The organism is Myxococcus sp. MH1 (assembly GCF_059738865.1).
Genome location: NZ_AP026947.1, coordinates 5,618,733 through 5,636,221, shown reverse-complemented (window position 1 = coordinate 5,636,221; position 17,489 = coordinate 5,618,733). Strand labels below are relative to the sequence as shown.

17 protein-coding genes are annotated in these 17,489 nt (G+C 70.0%); 15 read left to right on the top strand and 2 right to left on the bottom strand.

The genetic code is table 11. The features are described from left to right. Nucleotides 1-39: 39 nt before the first annotated feature. The 3 genes from AC6JA9_RS22070 to AC6JA9_RS22060 all read left to right on the top strand — a co-directional run bounded on the left by AC6JA9_RS22070 (nucleotide 40) and on the right by AC6JA9_RS22060 (nucleotide 3,025). Nucleotides 40-1,233, top strand: a complete 1,194-nt coding sequence (locus tag AC6JA9_RS22070) for a methionine aminotransferase (protein WP_223783323.1) — start codon at nucleotides 40-42, stop codon at nucleotides 1,231-1,233. Nucleotides 1,234-1,329: 96 nt separating this feature from the next. After that, nucleotides 1,330-2,058 (top strand): class I SAM-dependent methyltransferase, encoded by a 729-nt coding sequence (locus AC6JA9_RS22065; RefSeq protein ID WP_223749001.1) that lies wholly within the window; start codon nucleotides 1,330-1,332, stop codon nucleotides 2,056-2,058. Beyond that, nucleotides 2,051-3,025, top strand: coding sequence for a hydroxymethylglutaryl-CoA lyase (locus AC6JA9_RS22060; RefSeq protein ID WP_046713845.1), 975 nt, complete (start codon nucleotides 2,051-2,053; stop codon nucleotides 3,023-3,025). Before AC6JA9_RS22065 ends, AC6JA9_RS22060 begins: the two co-directional genes overlap by 8 nt. 282 nt (nucleotides 3,026-3,307) lie before the next feature. On the opposite strand, the gene AC6JA9_RS22055 is transcribed toward AC6JA9_RS22060, so the two are convergent. Beyond that, nucleotides 3,308-5,269 carry a TIM44-like domain-containing protein gene (locus AC6JA9_RS22055; RefSeq protein ID WP_497957780.1) on the bottom strand — a complete coding sequence of 654 codons (1,962 nt, stop codon included), beginning with the start codon at nucleotides 5,267-5,269 and terminating at the stop codon, nucleotides 3,308-3,310. Between the two features lie 102 nt (nucleotides 5,270-5,371). Between AC6JA9_RS22055 and AC6JA9_RS22050 the strand changes: the two genes are divergently transcribed. Beyond that, nucleotides 5,372-6,148, top strand: coding sequence for an enoyl-CoA hydratase-related protein (locus AC6JA9_RS22050; RefSeq protein WP_223748999.1), 777 nt, complete (start codon nucleotides 5,372-5,374; stop codon nucleotides 6,146-6,148). 108 nt (nucleotides 6,149-6,256) lie between these two features. Here the strand turns inward: AC6JA9_RS22050 and AC6JA9_RS22045 are convergent, their stop codons facing one another. After that, entirely contained in the window at nucleotides 6,257-6,616 is a 360-nt protein-coding gene (locus AC6JA9_RS22045; protein WP_223748998.1) for a YtxH domain-containing protein, read from the bottom strand. 274 nt (nucleotides 6,617-6,890) lie between these two features. On the opposite strand from AC6JA9_RS22045, the gene AC6JA9_RS22040 reads away from it, so the two are divergent. The 11 genes from AC6JA9_RS22040 (at nucleotide 6,891) to AC6JA9_RS21990 (ending at nucleotide 17,414) form a co-directional block, all read left to right on the top strand. Next, nucleotides 6,891-8,036 carry an acyl-CoA dehydrogenase family protein gene (locus AC6JA9_RS22040; protein WP_223748997.1) on the top strand — a complete coding sequence of 382 codons (1,146 nt, stop codon included), beginning with the start codon at nucleotides 6,891-6,893 and terminating at the stop codon, nucleotides 8,034-8,036. Next, nucleotides 8,036-8,893, top strand: coding sequence for a hypothetical protein (locus AC6JA9_RS22035; protein WP_174816821.1), 858 nt, complete (start codon nucleotides 8,036-8,038; stop codon nucleotides 8,891-8,893). The genes AC6JA9_RS22040 and AC6JA9_RS22035 overlap by 1 nt, the downstream gene beginning before the upstream one ends. Nucleotides 8,894-8,902: 9 nt before the next feature. Further along, nucleotides 8,903-9,724: a ribonuclease III gene (gene rnc / locus AC6JA9_RS22030; protein WP_408890364.1), complete on the top strand. Its 822-nt coding sequence runs from the start codon at nucleotides 8,903-8,905 to the stop codon at nucleotides 9,722-9,724. Nucleotides 9,725-9,768: 44 nt separating this feature from the next. Beyond that, entirely contained in the window at nucleotides 9,769-10,509 is a 741-nt protein-coding gene (locus AC6JA9_RS22025; RefSeq protein ID WP_497957779.1) for a peptidylprolyl isomerase, read from the top strand. Between the two features lie 241 nt (nucleotides 10,510-10,750). Next, a complete protein-coding gene (gene era / locus AC6JA9_RS22020; RefSeq protein WP_223748994.1) occupies nucleotides 10,751-11,695 on the top strand; it encodes a GTPase Era in 945 nt (314 codons plus the stop codon). Nucleotide 11,696: 1 nt separating this feature from the next. After that, nucleotides 11,697-13,076: a ribosome biogenesis GTPase Der gene (gene der, locus AC6JA9_RS22015; RefSeq protein ID WP_141324063.1), complete on the top strand. Its 1,380-nt coding sequence runs from the start codon at nucleotides 11,697-11,699 to the stop codon at nucleotides 13,074-13,076. A gap of 103 nt (nucleotides 13,077-13,179) precedes the next feature. Further along, complete coding sequence (locus tag AC6JA9_RS22010) at nucleotides 13,180-13,980, top strand: tetratricopeptide repeat protein (RefSeq protein WP_223748993.1); 801 nt, start codon at nucleotides 13,180-13,182, stop codon at nucleotides 13,978-13,980. A 23-nt stretch (nucleotides 13,981-14,003) separates the two neighbouring features. Continuing rightward, nucleotides 14,004-15,152, top strand: a complete 1,149-nt coding sequence (locus tag AC6JA9_RS22005) for an outer membrane protein assembly factor BamB family protein (protein ID WP_483577932.1) — start codon at nucleotides 14,004-14,006, stop codon at nucleotides 15,150-15,152. Continuing rightward, nucleotides 15,149-15,577, top strand: a complete 429-nt coding sequence (locus AC6JA9_RS22000) for a (deoxy)nucleoside triphosphate pyrophosphohydrolase (protein ID WP_223748991.1) — start codon at nucleotides 15,149-15,151, stop codon at nucleotides 15,575-15,577. Before AC6JA9_RS22005 ends, AC6JA9_RS22000 begins: the two co-directional genes overlap by 4 nt. Then, a complete protein-coding gene (locus AC6JA9_RS21995; protein ID WP_497957778.1) occupies nucleotides 15,577-16,458 on the top strand; it encodes a ribonuclease H-like domain-containing protein in 882 nt (293 codons plus the stop codon). The genes AC6JA9_RS22000 and AC6JA9_RS21995 overlap by 1 nt, the downstream gene beginning before the upstream one ends. 143 nt (nucleotides 16,459-16,601) lie before the next feature. Continuing rightward, nucleotides 16,602-17,414, top strand: coding sequence for a DUF3014 domain-containing protein (locus tag AC6JA9_RS21990; protein ID WP_483577931.1), 813 nt, complete (start codon nucleotides 16,602-16,604; stop codon nucleotides 17,412-17,414). The last annotated feature ends 75 nt before the right edge of the window (nucleotides 17,415-17,489 follow it).

Below are 17,489 nucleotides of genomic sequence, written 5' to 3'. Positions count from 1 at the left end.
GCTCCGGCCCCTCGAGGCCGGCCGTGTCGGGAGCGCTCCATGTCCAGGTCCGTGTCGTCGCAGCGCGTGTCGCGGTTCGGCACCACCGTCTTCTCCGAGTTCAGTGCCCTGGCCCAGAAGCACGGCGCGGTGAACCTGGGGCAGGGGTTCCCCGACTTCGACGGGCCGGAGGTCGTGAAGGAGGCCGCGCGGCGCGCCATCCACGACGGCGTCAACCAGTACGCCATGAGCACCGGCGCGCGGGACCTGCGCGTGGCCATCGCCGAGCACTCGGCCCGCTTCCACGGCCAGGCGGTGGACCCGGACACCATGGTGACGGTGACGAGCGGGGCCACGGAGGCCATCCTCGACGTCATCCTCGGCCTGGTGGACCCGGGGGACGAGGTCATCGCGTTCGAGCCGTTCTACGACTCGTACGACGCCAACATCACCTTCGTCGGCGCCACGGCGCGCTGGGTTCCCCTGAGGCCGCCGGACGCGGCGCATGCGCAGTGGTGGTTCGACTGGGACGAGCTGCGCGCGGCCTTCAGTCCACGCACGCGGCTGCTCATCCTCAACACGCCTCACAATCCGACGGGGAAGGTCTTCACGCGCGAGGAGCTGGAGCGCATCGGCGCGCTGTGCGCCGAGCATGACGTGAAGGTGCTGTCCGACGAGGTCTACGAGCACATCACCTTCGCCCCCGCGCGCCACGTGCGCCCGGCCACCGTGCCCTCGTTGGCGGACCGCACGGTGACGGTGAGCAGCGGAGGCAAGACGTTCAGCCTCACGGGCTGGAAGGTGGGCTGGGTCATCGCGCCGCCCCCACTGCGCGACGCCATCCAGCGCGCGCATCAGTTCGTGACCTTCGCCACCGCGTCCCCCTTCCAGGCGGCCATGGCGGCGGCGCTCCGGCTGCCGGACGCGTACTTCGACGGACTGTCGGCGGCCTACGCCGCGCGGCGGGAGCGGCTGTTGTCGGGTCTTCGCGACGCGGGCCTGAAGGCCCATGTCCCGGAGGGGAGCTACTTCATCCTCACGGACATCTCCGGCCTGGGCTTCGCGGACGACGTGGCCTTCTGCCGGCACCTGGTGTCGGAGGTCGGCGTGGCGGCCATCCCCCCGAGCGTCTTCTACGGCCCCGAGCACCGCCACCTGGGCCATGGGCTCGCCCGCTTCGCGTTCTGCAAGACGGACGCGGTGCTGGACGAGGCCGTGCGCCGGCTGCGCGCGAAGCTCGGGCCCGGGCGCTGAAGGCCGGCGCCCCCGCGTTGCGACGGCGGGACGGGGTTGCTACATCCCCCGGCAGAGGAGGGCGGCGTCGTTCTTCCCGGCCGCTGACGTGCGCGCGTGGACTTCTTCGGCGAGCTGTACCTGCGCAGCACGTTGCCCTTCCTGTCCGAGAGCGTGACGGCGAGGGAGGCGGACTATCTGGCGCGCGCGTTCGCCGACGTGCCCGGCCCGGAGCCCGTGGCGGACCTGGGCTGCGGCCATGGGCGCCATGCCTCGCGACTGCAGGCCTCGGGCCCCCTGGCGGGGCGCGTCATCGGGCTGGAGCGGGATGCGTTGTCGCTGGCCATGCGACGTCCGGGGTTCCCCGTGGTGCGAGGCGACCTCCGGGCCTTGCCCTTCCGGGAGGGTTCCCTGTCCGGAGCGTACGCGTGGTACTCCACCTTGTTCGCCTTCACGGACGAGGAGCACGTGCGCATCCTCCGGGAGGTGGCGAGGGCGTTGAGGCGGGGAGGGCTCCTGGTGTTCCACACGGTGCCGCACGAGCGACTGGCCGCGTCACCGGGGGCCGCGTTCCAGCGGACACTTCCGGACGGGGCCGTGTTGGAGGAGGAGAGCCACTTCGACGCGGCGACGGGGCGCGACGAGGGACGGCGGACCCTCACCCTGCGGGATGGCCGTGTCCTGTCTGCGTCCTACTCCATTCGTTACTATCCCCTTGCGGAACTGACCGCGCTGTTGGAAAGCACCGGGTTTTCGATCTCCTGGGTGCATGGCGGACTCGATGGCGAGCCGCTGACGCGACGGTCGGCCGACCTGATTGTTGGAGCGGTGCTGCGAGATGCCTGAGACCTCACATTCACGAGCGCGCGGGAACCTGCTGGGCCAGCTGCCGAAGCGGGTGGACGTGTACGAGGTCGGTCCTCGCGACGGCCTGCAGAACGAGCTGCGCACGCTGCCCACGCGGGACAAGGCGCGGCTCATCAATGCCCTGGTGGAAGCGGGCGAGAAGCGCATCGAGGTGACGTCGTTCGTCTCGCCCAAGTGGATTCCCCAGCTGGCGGACGCCGAGGAGCTGCTGCGCTTGGTGGGGCGCCGCGAGGGCGTGGTGTTCTCCGCGCTGGTGCCCAACCTCAAGGGGCTGGAGCGCGCGAAGGAGGCCGGGCTGGAGGAGGCCGCGGTGTTCATCTCCGCGTCCGAGGCCCACTCCAAGAAGAACATCAACAAGAGCATCGCGGAGGCCATGGCCGGCGCGCGCGAGGTCACCACGGCGGCGCTCCAGGCCGGCATGCGCGTGCGCGGCTACCTCTCCACCGTGTGGGGCTGCCCCTACGAGGGCCATGTCCCGGTGGAGCGCGTGGTGGACATCTGCCGGCATCTGGTGGACGCGGGCATCTACCAGCTCAGCCTGGGCGACACGATTGGCGTGGGCACGCCGAGGCAGACCGAGGAGATCCTCGACGCGCTGCTCAAGCACATCCCCGTCGAGAAGCTGGCGCTGCACCTGCACGACACGCGGGGCACGGCGCTGGCCAACTCGCTCGTCGGCTTGTCCGCGGGCGTGACGACCTTCGACGCGAGCATCGGCGGGCTGGGCGGCTGCCCCTATGCGCCGGGCGCCGCGGGCAACCTGGCGACCGAGGACGCCGTCTTCATGTTCCACGGCATGGGCGTGGAGACCGGCATCAACCTGGACCGTCTGGTGGAGGCCGGGGAGATTGCCCAGGAGCTGATCGGCCGGAAGCTGGCCGGGAAGTTCCTCCAGGCCGCGCTGGGTGAGCGGGAGAAGAAGGCGTCCCGCCGCGCGCAGACCTGAGGCGCTCGTCGCAGGTAGGGCGCGGCGCTGGTGACTTCACTCCCAGTAATCATTGATGCGGGTCTGGGTCGGCATGCCGACAAGCGCCTGCTCGGCCGCCCCGGCCCCCTCTGATGAGCTCTCGCCCCAGGGCCTGATGTGACGTCGGTGGTGACCAGCGTTCACCGGAGCGGCGCGGGCAGGCACTTCACTCCAAGTGATGGTTGTGCGCGTGGGGGTCGCCAGTCATCCCGAGGCCCGGTGGGGCTGCTCCCAGGGCAGGCGAGGAGCCGCCGCGTTGCGTCAGCGGCCGTCGATCATCGAAGCGAGCTTCTCCTGGAGGCCCAGGTGGGCGGCGGCGGACTCCAGCATCCGGCGCTCCTTGCGGTCGATGCGCCCGTCCACCAGGGCCATCTCGACGATGTTGCGCAGGAAGACCTCGGCCTCGGGGCTGCCGCGCGCGACCAACCGGTCGAAGAGCTGCGGCCCCGCGTTGAGCGCCATCTCCACCTGTGACCACTCCACGTTCCACCGCTCCGCGCACAGCTTCAGGAGGCGCCGCTCGGCCGCGGTGACGGTGCCGTCCGCGGAGGCGATCGCGGCCATCATGTAGATGAGCCGCTGGCGCTCCTGGAGGTCCATCACCGTGTCCGAGCCCGAGGCGGGGGCCGCCGCGGCACGGGTGACGCTCGGCGGTCGAGGCACCGACGCGCGCCGCGGCCTCTCACGGAAACCCGCGTCCTCGCGCGCGTTCCACGACTCGAACGGCAGCGCGGACGCGAGCACCCAGTCCCGCTCACCGTTCGCCAGCTGCGTGCCGCAGAACTCACACGTCGTGGCCGCGCTGTTCGTCAGCGGTGCGTTGCACTGCGGGCAGCGGTCCGTGGACATACCGTTCGCGGTGTTCGTCTTCGCTCCGTGCTTGCGCACCAGCGTGAAGACGAAGCGCTGGGGAAGGGTGGGCAGTTGGGGCGGCCGCTCGTTGACGGGGCCGATGCCCATGCGCGCGCTCCAGCGAATCTCCACCTGCGCCTTGTCGTACCCGCGAGGGTCGATCTCCAACGCGCGCACGTCGACGGAGCCCACCGCGCACTCCAGGAACACGCGCCGCCGTCCCTGCTGACGCAGGCCCTCCAGCTCCGAGCCCAGTGACTCGAGTGCCTCCGGCGTGGCGACCTTCGACAGCCCCGTCGTGTCACCCCGGCTCTGGGCGTCGATCCACTTCCAGAACAGCAGGGACGCGCGGTCCTCGAGCATCTCCAGGTTGAGCGCCGGGTCGTCCTGGCGCGCCTGCATCAGCCCATCCACGTTGCGGTGGTAGCGCGAGTGCTCCACGCCCTGGGTGATCTCCGCCAGCGTCCAGTCGTAGTTGCCGGAGTTGACCACCGCGCCGCAGAACTCGCAGCTGTTCGCCGCGCCACCCTGGAAGGGCGCGCCGCAGTTGGGGCACTTGCCCTGGAACAGGTCCGCGCCGATGCGCGTCTGCGCGCCCGGCTTGCGCACGAAGGTCCACACCTCCGTGAACGCCTCCAACGGCGCCTTGCGCGCGGACTGGAGGGCCTGCGCGTCCGAGTCGCTCGCCGATACGTCCGTGTCCCGCATCCGCGCGTGGACGCGGATCTGGACGCTGTCGAACCACTCGCTCTGCTCCAGGCCGATGAGCTGGAGGTCCAGCACCTCGATGTCGGTGATGGCGTCGCGGACGCCCTGGGCGTCGAGCAGCTTCAACTGCACGCCGAAGCGCTGCCACGTCGCGTCCGACAGGAAGGGCCGCACCGGCGTCATGTCGCGCTGGAACCAAGCCTGCTGCAAGTCGAGGAACAGCCGGCGCGTGCGGTCCAGCATTGGGCCGGGCTCGAAGGCGGGGTCCTTGAGCTTCAGCGCGTTGACCCAGCCTGCCACGTCGCTGGAGCTGACCTGGGTGCGCTGCTGCGCCTCGTACTGGTCCAGCGCCTTGCGTGTCGTCGCGTCCGGGTGGAGGTTGCGCTTGTAGAGCCAGTACATGACGCCGCCGATGACCAGCAGCGGAATCATCACCTTGGGGTAGCGGAACACCAGGCGGAACGCCTCGAACAGCAGCCAGATGGGCAGGCCGTCGCCGCCGCGATCGCGGCTGTCGGAGTTGCCTCGGGTGTAGTGTTCACCGCCACCGCCTCGGGCCAGGGCCTCCAGGGGAACGAGGGCCAGGGCCACCAGGGCGAGTGCCGAGGGCAGATGATGCGCCCACGGGGCGAGCTGTCGGAGCAGGTTGCGTGGCGAAGGCATGCGGGGATGCTAACCGTTTCCGCCTTGCCAGACCCGCCTTCCCACCGCACTCTGCCGCGTCCCAGGGCGGCCCGCCGGGCGGGCCCTGGAAGGGGAGCGGATATGCCGGAATTCAAGGTCGACGCACGCGGTGCCATCGAGATCTGGACCATCGACGGCGAGGGCCGCCGCAATGCCATCAGCCGCGCGATGCTCCAGGAGCTGGGCGCGCTCGTCGAGCGTGTGTCGTCGGGTCATCAGGTCCGCGCGGTGGTCATCACCGGCGCGGGCGACAAGGCGTTCTGCGCGGGCGCGGACCTCAAGGAGCGCGCGGGCATGCAGGAGGCCGAGGTGCGCGCGTTCCTCGACGGCCTGCGCCGCACCTTCCGCGCCATCGAGAAGAGCGACTGCGTCTTCATCGCCGCCATCAACGGCGCGGCCTTCGGCGGAGGCACCGAGCTGGCGCTCGCGTGTGACTTGCGCGTGGCGGCCCCCGCGGCCGAGCTGGGCCTCACCGAGGTGAAGCTCGGCATCATCCCCGGCGGTGGCGGCACGCAGCGCCTGTCTCGCCTCGTGGGACCGGGTCGGGCCAAGGACCTCATCCTCACCGCGCGCCGGCTCAACGCGGCGGAGGCGTTCGCCATCGGCCTGGTCAACCGGCTCGCGCCCGAGGGACATCTCCTGGAGGTGGCGCACGCCCTGGCCGAGTCCGTCGTCGACAACGCGCCCATCGCCGTGGCCACCGCCAAGCACGCCATCGACGAGGGCACGGGCCTGGAGCTGGACGACGCGCTCGCGCTGGAGCTGCGCAAGTACGAGGAGGTCCTCAAGACGGAGGATCGCCTCGAGGGCCTGCGCGCCTTCGCGGAGAAGCGCGCCCCCGTCTACAAGGGCCGCTGAGCCGCGACGCACGAAGGGCGGCGGCCCGCGAGCAGCTCGCGGACCCCGCCCCGTGAAGTGCCCGGCCGCCGTCGGCCCCCCGCTCGCGAGGGGCCCGCGGCCACCGGCTCAGGCGCTGGCGCTCTTCTCGGGCGCCAGGCCGATGTTCTGCTTGTTCATGTAGCCCATGGCCTTGTCCTTGACGGTGGTGCGCAGGTCATCCCCCGTCTTGGGCGTGAGCAGCAGCGCCGCCACGCCGCCGGCCACCGCGCCGATGACGAACAGCCCCAGGCCGCCCAGGCCGGAGCGCGCCGGCTTGTACGTCGTCAGGCCGATGTGGCGCAGCGCATCATCCGGCTCGAAGTCATCCCAGCGGTCCTTGGCCACGCGGGGAAGCTCGTCGAGGAGCTTGTGGGCCACCCACTTGCGGTACAGCTCACTCTTGGCCAAACCCTTCGCCGTCCACTTCGCCTTCTTCTTCGCGAACATGCATCCCTCCAGGGCCAGTGTGGTCGGGGCCGCGTCGCGGGCGCGGCGTGACCCCTATGAGCCTTGAAGGTAGGCAGGGGAGCCCGTGTCGCCACCCCCCGCGCCCTGGGGGTCGTTCGTCGCGTCGCCGTTTGGACGCACTCCCAGGCCCACCCCCTTGGAGAGGGGGCAGCCAGGCTCGGGGCTTTCTGGTATGTCGCCGGGCGCTCCCCGGGCCTCCAGGCGGTGCGAGAAGGTCGCCGCGCGGGGACCCTTTGCGATAGATCCGCCCGACATGGACTTCGAACTTCCCGAGAGTCACCGCGCCCTCCAGTCCTCGCTTCGCGACTTCTGCGAGGCCCGCGTGAAGCCGTACGCCGCCCAGTGGGATCGCGAGGAGAAGTTCCCCATGGACGTGGTGCGGGAGCTGGGACAGCTCGGCGTCATGGGCATCCTGGTCTCGGAGCAGTACGGCGGGGCGGACATGGACTCGCTCGCCGTGGCGGTGGCCGTGGAGGAGATCGCCCGCTACGACGGCTCGCTCGCCCTCACCGTGGCCAGCCACAACGGCCTGGGCACCAGCCACCTGCGGGTCTTCGGCACCCCGGCCCAGCACGAGAAGTACCTGCCGAAGCTGGCCTCCGCCGAGTTCCTGGGCGCCTGGGGCCTGACGGAGCCGGGCTCGGGCTCGGACGCGTCGGGCATGAAGACCACGGCGGTGCGCAAGGGCGACGGCTGGGTGCTCAACGGCACCAAGATGTTCATCACCCAGGGCACCGTGGGCGACGTCTTCGTGGTGCTCGCGGTGACGTCCCCCGACAAGCGCCAGAAGGGCATCACCGCGTTCCTGCTGGAGAAGGGGATGCCCGGGTTCAGCCAGCGCGCCATCCACGGCAAGCTGGGCATGCGCTCCTCGGACACGGCGGAGCTGGTGCTGGAGAACGTGGAGGTCCCCGACTCGCACCGCGTGGGCGAGGTGGACCACGGCTTCATCGACACGATGAAGATCCTCGACAAGGGCCGCATCACCATCGGCGCGCTGGCGGTGGGGCTGGCCCGGGGCGCGCTGGAGGAGTCCGCGCGCTACGCCAAGGACCGCACCGCCTTCGGTCAGCCCATCGCGGACTTCCAGGCCCTGCGCTGGATGATGGCGGACATGAAGACGGAGACGGACGCCGCGCGGCTGCTCGTCCACCGGGCCGCGAGGCTCGCCGATGCGGGCCAGCCGTACTCCAAGGAGGCCTCCATGGCGAAGCTCTTCGCCTCCGAGGTCGCCACCCGCTCGGCCGCCAAGGCCGTGCAGATCCACGGGGGCTATGGCTACACCCGTGAATTCCCGGTTGAACGCTACCTCCGCGACGCCAAACTGTGTGAAATTGGCGAAGGAACCAGCGAGATCCAACGCACCATCATCGCGAGAGAGACCTTCAAAGGGGCTTGATGGACACCGCACGGCTGGAGGGACTCGGGCTTCAAGTCCGTGAGGACGTGGCCGGCACCGAGGCGGTGCTGGACCTGGAGTCGTCGCCGCTCGTCAATCCCGTGACCAAGGCGTTCATCGCCGAGGTGACCTTCCAGGTGATGGGGGACCGGCTCATCCCCATCTCCCCGGCGGCGGTGGTGGGACTGGCGCCCATCCTCATCGGCGCGCTGAGCGACGTGGCGGACATCGAGGCGCTGCTGTCGGACGCCTTCAACGAGCACATCTTCCACGTGCAGCGCCGCTCCGCGGAGCTCCAGGTCCTGGGGCTGTCGCCCAGGGTGGACGCGGACACGCTGGAGTTGACCACGGACGTGGTGGAGGGGGACCTGTCGGTCCTGCTCGCGGCGGACCGGCTGGGCAACTTCCGCATCGCGCGGGTGCAGCGCGACAAGGTGGACGTGGCCGGCGGTGCGGGCCACACGCTGGAGCTGTCGGAGTTCCGGGAGCGGGCGGCGCTGACGGGCTATCTGGCGGCCCTCCTGGGGGAGCCGGCGAGCCGTCCCCAGCCGACGCCCACGGGGCTGGTGCGCTTCTCGGACATCGTGGAGAAGTTCGGCGCGGAGTCGTTGGTGCCGCCCAGGAGCAGCCTGGAGTTGCTGGCGCAGTTGCAGGTGGAGGGCCGGCCGTACCGCTTCGCCGCCGCGAGGGTCGCGGGGCGCACCTTCCGGGGCCTGTTGGCGGGAGCCCAGGGCAAGGTGTGGGCGGGGCGGTTCGAGCTGGATGAGTTCCCCGGCATCGTCCGGATGGTGGCGTCGTTGTTGAAGGTGCGTCCGGAGGCCGTGAGGCTGGTGGGCCCCGACGCGCCGCAGGAGTGAGAGACGTCCGTGGAGAAGCTCAGTCCGTCGGAGCGGGTGGAGGCCCTGGAGAAGCGGCTGGGGTTCGTGTTCTCGCGCAGGGAGGTCGCGCTCGAGGCGCTCACCCACAAGACCTACGTCAACGAGACGCGGGACAAGGACCTCAAGGACAACCAGCGGTTGGAGTTCCTGGGGGACTCGGTGGTGAACCTGGCCGTGAGTCACCGGCTGATGGATCGCTTCCCGACGATGCCCGAGGGCGACCTCACCAAGCTGCGCGCCCGCATCGTCAACGAGGACGGCCTGGCCCGCGTGGCCCGGAGCGTGCCGCTGGGTGATCTGCTGCTGCTGGGCCGGGGCGAGACGCTGTCGGGCGGGCGCGAGAAGAACTCCGTGCTGGCGGACGCGCTCGAGGCCGTCTTCGGTGCCATCTACCTGTGTGCGGGCCTGGAGACCGCCGCGCAGCTGGTGGACAAGTGCTTCGCGGAGCTCCTGGATGAGGTCTCCAGCGGCCAGGGGCGGCTGGACTACAAGACGCTCCTGCAGGAGATGGCCCACGAGAAGCTGAAGGTGTCGCCGCGCTACCGCGTGGTGTCCGAGGCGGGGCCGGAGCACTCGAAGGTGTTCGAGGTGGAGGTGTCGCTCGGTGAGGCGCCCTTCGCTCGGGCCACCGGGCGAAGCAAGAAGGAGGCGGAGCAGTGCGCGGCCCAGGTCACCCTGGAGCGCCTCAAGCGCGAGGCCGCCGCCAGCCCGCCCCCCGGCCCCGAGGGGCAGGCCCCCACCTCCGAGGAGGGCACCGTGGCCCCCGCGCCGGCGACCCCGGAAGTGCCACCGGACGACAACCCGACGTGAAACCCCTTGGAGGGGAGAGGGGTGGGGAATAAGGTGCCGCGCCCATGCGTCCCTCCGCCCCCTTCCGTCTGTCGCTCGCCCTGGTGGCCTGCCTGTGGGCAGGGGCCGCCCTGGCCGCGGCGCCGGCGGCGTCGGGCAAGTGGACGAAGAAGGTGGCGGCCGGCAAGGACGTCTACGCCACCCTCAAGACGAGCGCGGGGGACATCACCGTGCGGCTCTTCTCCAAGGACGCCCCCAAGACGGTGGCGAACTTCGTGGGCCTCGCGGCCGGGGAGAAGGAGTGGCGGGACCCCAAGTCCGGGGAGATGTCCAGGAAGCCCCTCTACGACGGCACGGTGTTCCACCGCGTCATCCCGGGCTTCATGATTCAGGGCGGAGACCCCACGGGGACGGGCTCGGGTGACCCGGGCTTCCGCTTCGAGGACGAGTTCCAGTCCGGCCGCACCTTCGACAAGGTGGGCCTGTTGGCCATGGCCAACCGGGGGCCGGGCACCAACGGCAGCCAGTTCTTCATCACCACCAGCACGCCGGACCACCTGACGAACCGGCACACCATCTTCGGCGAGGTGGTGAAGGGCTATGACGTGGTGGAGCGCATCGGCGGCCTGCCCCGGGACAACCGCGACCGGCCCCGCGAGGCGGTGGTGCTCACCAAGGTGGAGCTGAGCGACAAGGCGCCCCCGGGCCTCGCCGCGACGCAGGCCCCGGCGGATGCGCCGACCCGGCCCGGGGCGACGCCGAAGCGGAAGGGGTCGCAGCAGCCCGAGTCGACCCGGCCGTGGTGAGACGTGAAAGACGGGCCTGCGACTTCGGCGGGCCTCTGGTAGATGGGAGGAGTGTCGTGACGTTTTACATGGAGGACGCACCGCGGACGGTGAGCCGCCCGACGTCCCAGCCGTAGGCCGCCCGCCTGCCCGCCGCTCCCCGGCAGAAGCCAGGGACGCGGGTCTGTTATAGGGCGTTCATTTGGAAGTCTCCCCTCAGGGGCTCCCGGCATCGCGGGACTCCCAGACCACCTTCGAAGCAATGGCCTCTCCCAAGAACCACCGCAGCGGCTTCGCCGCGCTCATCGGACGCCCCAACGTGGGCAAGAGCACCCTGCTCAACGCGCTCACCGGTGAGAAGATCGCCATCGTCTCCGGCAAGCCGCAGACGACCCGCAACCGCATCCTCGGCGTGGTGACGCGCCCCGAGGGGCAGGTCGCCTTCATCGACACCCCCGGCATCCACCAGGCCAAGGGGGAGCTCAACCGCTACATGGTGGAGACGGCGCTGCAGGCCGCGGAGGAGGTGGACCTGGTCCTCTTCCTCATCGAGCCGCCCGCCGGCGAGAAGCTCGAGGTGAGCCCGGGCAACCGCACCATCCTCGAGCGGCTGCAGAAGCTGGGCAAGCCCACCTTCCTGGTCATCAACAAGATCGACTCGCTGCCCAAGGCGGCGCTCTTGCCGCTGATTGATCTGTACCGGCAGGAGTTCCCGTTCGCGGAGGTGGTGCCCATCTCCGCCCGCGAGAAGGACGGCGTGGAGCGGCTGTTCCACGCGGTGCTGGGCCACCTGCCGGAAGGCGAGCGCATCTTCGACGAGGACATGCTCACCGACCAGCAGGAGCGCACGCTGGTGGCGGAGTACATCCGCGAGCAGGTGCTGCGTCACTGCCGTCAGGAGATTCCGTACTCCACGGCGGTGCTGGTGGACATCTTCGATGAATCCGAGCGCGAGCCCCGTCCGGGCACGCCGCCGGGCCAGCTGGGCGGACTCATCCGCATCGCCGCGTCCATCTACGTGGAGCGCGACAGCCAGAAGGCCATCATCATCGGCAAGCAGGGACAGATGTTGAAGACGATTGGCACCGACGCGCGCAAGTCCGTGCAGCGGCTGCTGGGAGCGCATGTCTACCTGGACCTGCGCGTCCGGGTGGAGCCGCGCTGGAGCGAGCGCCCCGAAGGCCTCAAGAAGCTGGGATACGACTGAGATGAAGCCCCTGGTCGCCATTGTCGGACGCCCCAACGTGGGCAAGAGCACGCTGTTCAACCGTCTCATCGGCAGGCGCCTCGCGCTGGTCGAGGACCAGCCGGGCGTGACGAGAGACCGTCACTACGCGGACGCGGTGTGGGGAGGCCGCTCGTTCACCTTCATCGACACGGGCGGCTTCGTCCCGGGCGAGAAGGACTCCCTGCTGCAGCAGGTGCGCGAGCAGGCGCAGCTGGCCGTGGAGGAGTGTGACGTCATCGTCTTCGTCGTGGACGGGCGCGACGGCGTCACGCCCGCGGACGAGGCGGTGGCCGGCTACCTGCGCAAGAGCGGCAAGCCCGTCATCGTCGCGGCCAACAAGCTGGACAACACCACGGGCACGATGCAGGCCCTGGCCGCGGACTTCTACAAGCTGGGCCTGGGCGAGGTGCACGCGCTGTCCGCCGAGCACGCCCTGGGCATCAACGGCCTGTTCGACGAGGTGGTGGAGAAGCTGCCGCCGAAGGAGGAGGGCGAGGACGACACCGCGCCCCCGGACGACGGCATCATCCGCGTGGCCATCATCGGCCGGCCCAACGTGGGCAAGAGCACCCTGGTCAACGCCATCCTGAAGGAGAAGCGGGTGGTGGCCAGCGACGTGCCGGGCACGACGAGAGATCCCATCGACTCGCCGCTCGAGTACAAGGGCAAGAAGCTGCTCCTCACGGACACTGCGGGCATCCGGCGCAAGAAGACGATTGCCCACCAGGTGGAGAAGTACTCGGTCATCGCGGCGCTGAAGGTGATGGAGCGCAGCGACGTGGCGGTGCTGCTGATGGACGCCACGGAGCCCGCGGTGGACCAGGACGCGAAGCTGGCGGGCCTGGCCGAGGAGCGGGGCCGCGCGCTGGTCATCGTGGTGAACAAGTGGGACCTGGTGGACCAGGACCAGCGTCGCCAGGAGGCCTACCGCGAGTCGCTCAAGCACGCGCTGAAGTTCGTGGGCTACGCGCCCATCCTCTTCACGTCCGCGCTGACGGGCTCGAAGGTGGAGAAGGTGGTGGACGTGGCGGTGGAGCTGGCCGAGCAGTTCCGGTTCCGGGCGCCCACGCCCCAGCTCAATCGCCTGTTGGAGCACATGGTGGACAACCACCCGGCGCCCATCGCCCGGGGCAAGCCCCTGCGGCTGTACTACATCACCCAGGTGGCGGCGGCGCCCCCGACGTTCGCGCTCACGTGCAACTACCCGGAGGGCGTTCCGGACATGTACAAGCGCTACATCACCAATCAGCTCCGCAAGACGTTCGACCTGCGCGTGCCCATCCGGCTCTTCTTCAAGGAGCGCCCCGGCAAGGCCAAGCGAGAGGCGCGAAAGAAGCCCCACCTCCAGGGCAAACACTGAAGCGTCCGTGCGTTGACACTCGCGGCGCGCGCTCCGTACAGTGCGCCGCCCTCCCGCTCTCCGACAGGGTAGAGCATCGAAGCGCAGAGAGAGGTTGACCGACGTGGCTGGAACCAAGACCGAGAAGATTCGCCAGCAGGAGCTTCGTCAGCCGGACACCTTCCAGAAGGTGGGCAACGACGCGCGTGACTGGCTGGCCCAGCGGCAGAAGCTCATCGGCATCGTCGTCGCCGTCATCATCCTCGGCGGCGTGGGCGCGGCCATCGCCAGCGAGCTGTCCAAGCGCGGCGAGGAGAAGGCGTCCCAGGCCCTGGGCCAGGCGCTCTCCGTGCTGGACCGTCCCATCGACGGCGTGCAGCCCGCGCAGCCCGGCGACACCGAGACGCCCTTCAAGAGCGTCAAGGAGCGCGACGAGGCGCTGGTGAAGGCCCTGTCGGACTTCCGCAAGGAGCACGGCGGCACCCGCTCGGCCACCACGGCCGCGCTGTCGCTGGGCGAGGCGCAGTTCCGCCTGGGCAACTTCGCGGACGCGCAGGCCTCCTTCGGCGAGTTCCTCAAGGGCGCCGCCCAGAATGATCCGCTCCGCGCGGGCGCGTTCGAGGGTCAGGGCTACGCCTTCGAGGCGGAGAAGAAGTTCGACGAGGCCCTGAAGGCCTTCGAGCAGATGGGCGCCGCGGGCGGTGGGGAGTTCCTGGCGGGCATGGGCGACTACCACAAGGGCCGCATGCTCATCGCGCAGGACAAGAAGGACGAGGCGGCCAGCGTCCTGTCGAAGGTGTCGACGGACCACCCGAACACCACCGCGGCGCGGCTGTCGAGCGAGCGGCTGGCGGTGCTGGCCTCGCAGGGCGTGAAGATTCCGGTGCCGGCGCAGCCCGCCGCCACTGGTACGGACGCGGGGTAGCACGGACGATGAGGAAGCAGCGCGTGAGCTGGAAGCATTGGCTGGGGAGCGCTGTGGCGCTCGGTCTCCTGGGCGGGTGCAGCAGCCTGCCGCGCTACGGCAATCCGGAGCTGCCTCGGACGGAGCAGGCCCCGCCGCTGGATTACTTCTCCGTGGCCTGGTGGGCGCCGTTGGTGACGCCCACCCTCATGGAGTACGCCCCGCGCGAGGTCGCGACGCCGGCGTATGACGGGCTGAGCAGGACGGTCATCGCGCTGACGCGGGACGGGTTCATCCGCGGCATCGGGCCGGACGGCCAGGTGAAGTGGTCCAAGAAGACCAGCACGCGCTTCGCGGCGGGCGCCCGGGTGAGCGACGGCGTCGCCTTCATCCCCGGGGGCGACGGCACGCTGTACGCGCTGGACGCGGCCACGGGCGAGGAGAAGTGGAAGTACGCGGCCGGCGAGTCGCTGGCGACGGTGCCCGTCGTGGCCGAGGGCTTGGTGCTGGTGGCCTCGGAGAGCGACACCCTGTTCGCGGTGAAGGCCGCGGATGGCGTGTGGGCCTGGCAGTACCGCAGGGATCCTCCGTCGGGCTTCTCGGTGCGCGGCGCGTCCACGCCGCTGGTGCGCGAGGGCAATGTCTACGTGGGCTTCTCCGACGGCTACGTCGTCTCGCTGACCATGCGGGACGGCAGCGCCAACTGGGAGAAGTCCCTGTCCGGCAGCGGCAACGAGTTCCTGGATGTGGACTCGACGCCGGTGATGGACGAGCACGGTCAGCTCTACGTGGCCTCGTACAAGAGCGGCATCTACGCGCTCGAGGCGGAGTCCGGTGACCTGGTCTGGACCAGCTCCGTGGGCGGCATGACGGCGCTGCTGTCGAAGGGGAAGATGCTCTTCGCGGTGGGCGATGGCCGTGTGGACGCCTACCTGGCGGAGGACGGGCGGCTCCTGTGGACGCACCCCCTGGGTGAAAGGGCCGCGCAGGCTCCAGTGTTCGCCAAGGGAATGCTCATCGTCCCCATCCAGCGCTCGCTGCTGTTCCTGGACCCGAAGACGGGTCAGGCGCGCGTGTCGTGGAACCCTGGGGACGGCGTCTCGGCGACGCCCTTCGTGGCGGGCTCGAAGCTGTTCGTGCTCTCCAACAACGGCTGGCTCTACGCGTTGGACTTCAACGGATTGAAGGGGTGACGGCGGTGACGACCCGGACGGTCCGCGTGGTGGCGGCGCTGATTCCCGGTCCCGTCGACACCCAGCGCTTCCTGGTGCAGCAGCGGCTCCCCGGTGGGAGCCGCGCGCTCCTGTGGGAGTTCCCCGGCGGCAAGGTGGAGGCCGGGGAGACGGACGAGGTGGCCCTCGCCCGCGAGTGTCGCGAGGAGCTGGATGTGGAGCTCTCCGTGGGCCGGCGGCTGTGGGAGGGCAAGCACCCGTACCCGGACCTGACGGTGGAGCTGGTGCTCTACGCGGCGCGGGTGGTGTCGGGCGAGCCGAAGCCGCTGGGGGCGCATGCGCTGGCGTTCCACACGCCGGTGGAGATGCAGGCCCTGCCGTTCTGCGAGGCGGACATCCCGCTGCTGGACGAGCTGGTGGCGGGAAGGCTGGGCGCGCTCGATTGATGCTTCAGCGGACGTTCCAGCACATCCCCGGCGTGGGGCCCTGGCGTGAGAAGGACTTGTGGGCGCGGGGCATCAAGAGCTGGGATGACTTTCCGGCGGCCGGACAGGGTGTGGCCATCACCCGGAAGACGGACGACATCGCGCGCGAGCGGATTGCCCAGGCCCGTGAGGCGCTGGAGCGCCGGGACCTGCGGCGGCTCGCGGAGCTGGTTCCTCCGCGGGAGCACTGGCGGCTGTATCCCGAGTTCCAGCACGACGCCGTCTACTTCGACATCGAGACGGATGGCCGGGAGGCACAGGCGCCCACGGTGGTGAGCCTGTTCGACTCGACCGGGCTGCACGTGTTCATCCAGGGGCGGAACATGGATGCGCTGCCGCAGGCGATGGCGGCCCGCCGGCTGTGGGTGACGTTCAACGGCTCCACCTTCGACGTGCCGGTGTTGAAGAACTACTTCGGGCCGGCGCGCTTCCCGGTGCCGGAGGCGCACATCGATCTGCGCTTCGTGACGCGGCGGTTGGGGATGGGCGGCGGGCTGAAGGACATCGAGGGCCAGATTGGCGCCGAGCGTCCGCCGCACATGAAGGGTGTGAACGGCTATGACGCGGTGCTGCTGTGGCGTGCGTACACGCGGCGCGGCGACGTGGAGGCCCTGCGGTTCCTGGTCGAGTACAACCTGTATGACTCGTTCCAGCTCCGCACGCTGATGGACGTGGCGTACAACCGCGGCGCGGATGACTTGAACCAGGACGTGCCCCGGCTGCCCGTGTTCGAGCGCGGGGATGTCCTGTACGACGTGAGCCGCATCATCCTGGAGCTGGGACCCACGGAGCGGGATCTGCAGACGCTTGCCCGGGTCCGCGCCGAGGAGCAGCTTCCCTGAGCCGGAGCGGGCAGGGTGGTTTCGTGTCGTCACCCTTCTGGAGTCTCTTCCGGTGAACAACCGGGCGTCGGCGCGTGGCCGGGGCCGTGGAATGCGCCGGGGAGTCGTTTGTAGGGTGTGACTCACCCTGGAGGGATGCGCACATGAGCGAACCGACGGACCCGATGCAGAGCTCGGAGACGCCCAAGCCCGGCTCGGCTGGGAAGAAGGCCGCGCTGATCGGAGGTCCCCTGGTGGCCGTGGGAGTGGGCGTGGCCGTGGCGATGGGGGTGTTCCGCCAGGAGCCGGTGCCTGTGCCCGTGGTGGCGGAGGCGCCGACGCCCGTCGATGCCGGGGCCGCGCCCGTGGCGCCCACGACGTCGCTTCCGGAGAGTGACGGCCGGGTCCGTGAGCTGGCGAGCCGGATGTCGGAGGAAGCCGAGCTCCAGCGCTGGCTCCAGGAGAAGGACCTGGTGCGCCGGGTGACGGCGGCCGTGAACAACGTCGCCGACGGCACGAGTCCTCGGATGGTGCTGGGGTTCCTGGCGCCGGCCGGTGGGTTCCAGGTCGTCGAGGGCAAGGATAGGAAGGTGACCATCGACCCGCGCAGCCATGCCCGGTACGACCTGGTCGCGCGTGTGTTCGGGACGTTCGATGCGCAGGTGGCTCGGAGCCTGTTCAAGGACTTGAAGCCGCTCATCGACCAGGCCCACGGAGAGATTGCGCCGCCGGGACAGTCGTTCGACTCGACGCTCAACCGGGCCATCGAGCATCTGCTCTCGGTTCCGGTTCCGGAGGGCGCGCTGGAGGTCCAGCCTCAGGCCGGGCTCTATGTCTACGCGTCGCCCGAGCTGGAGGGCTTGAGCAAGGCGCAGAAGCACCTGCTGCGAATGGGTCCGCAGAACATCCGGGTCATCCAGGCGAAGCTGAAGGAGCTTCAGACTGCCTTGGAGCTGCCGCCCGTGGCGGAGCGTTAGCGGGCCCGGGAGGGCGCTACATCCTGGAACCGGGATGTTCCGGGCCTGGGCTGCGGGCGTGAATGTTCTGGGGCC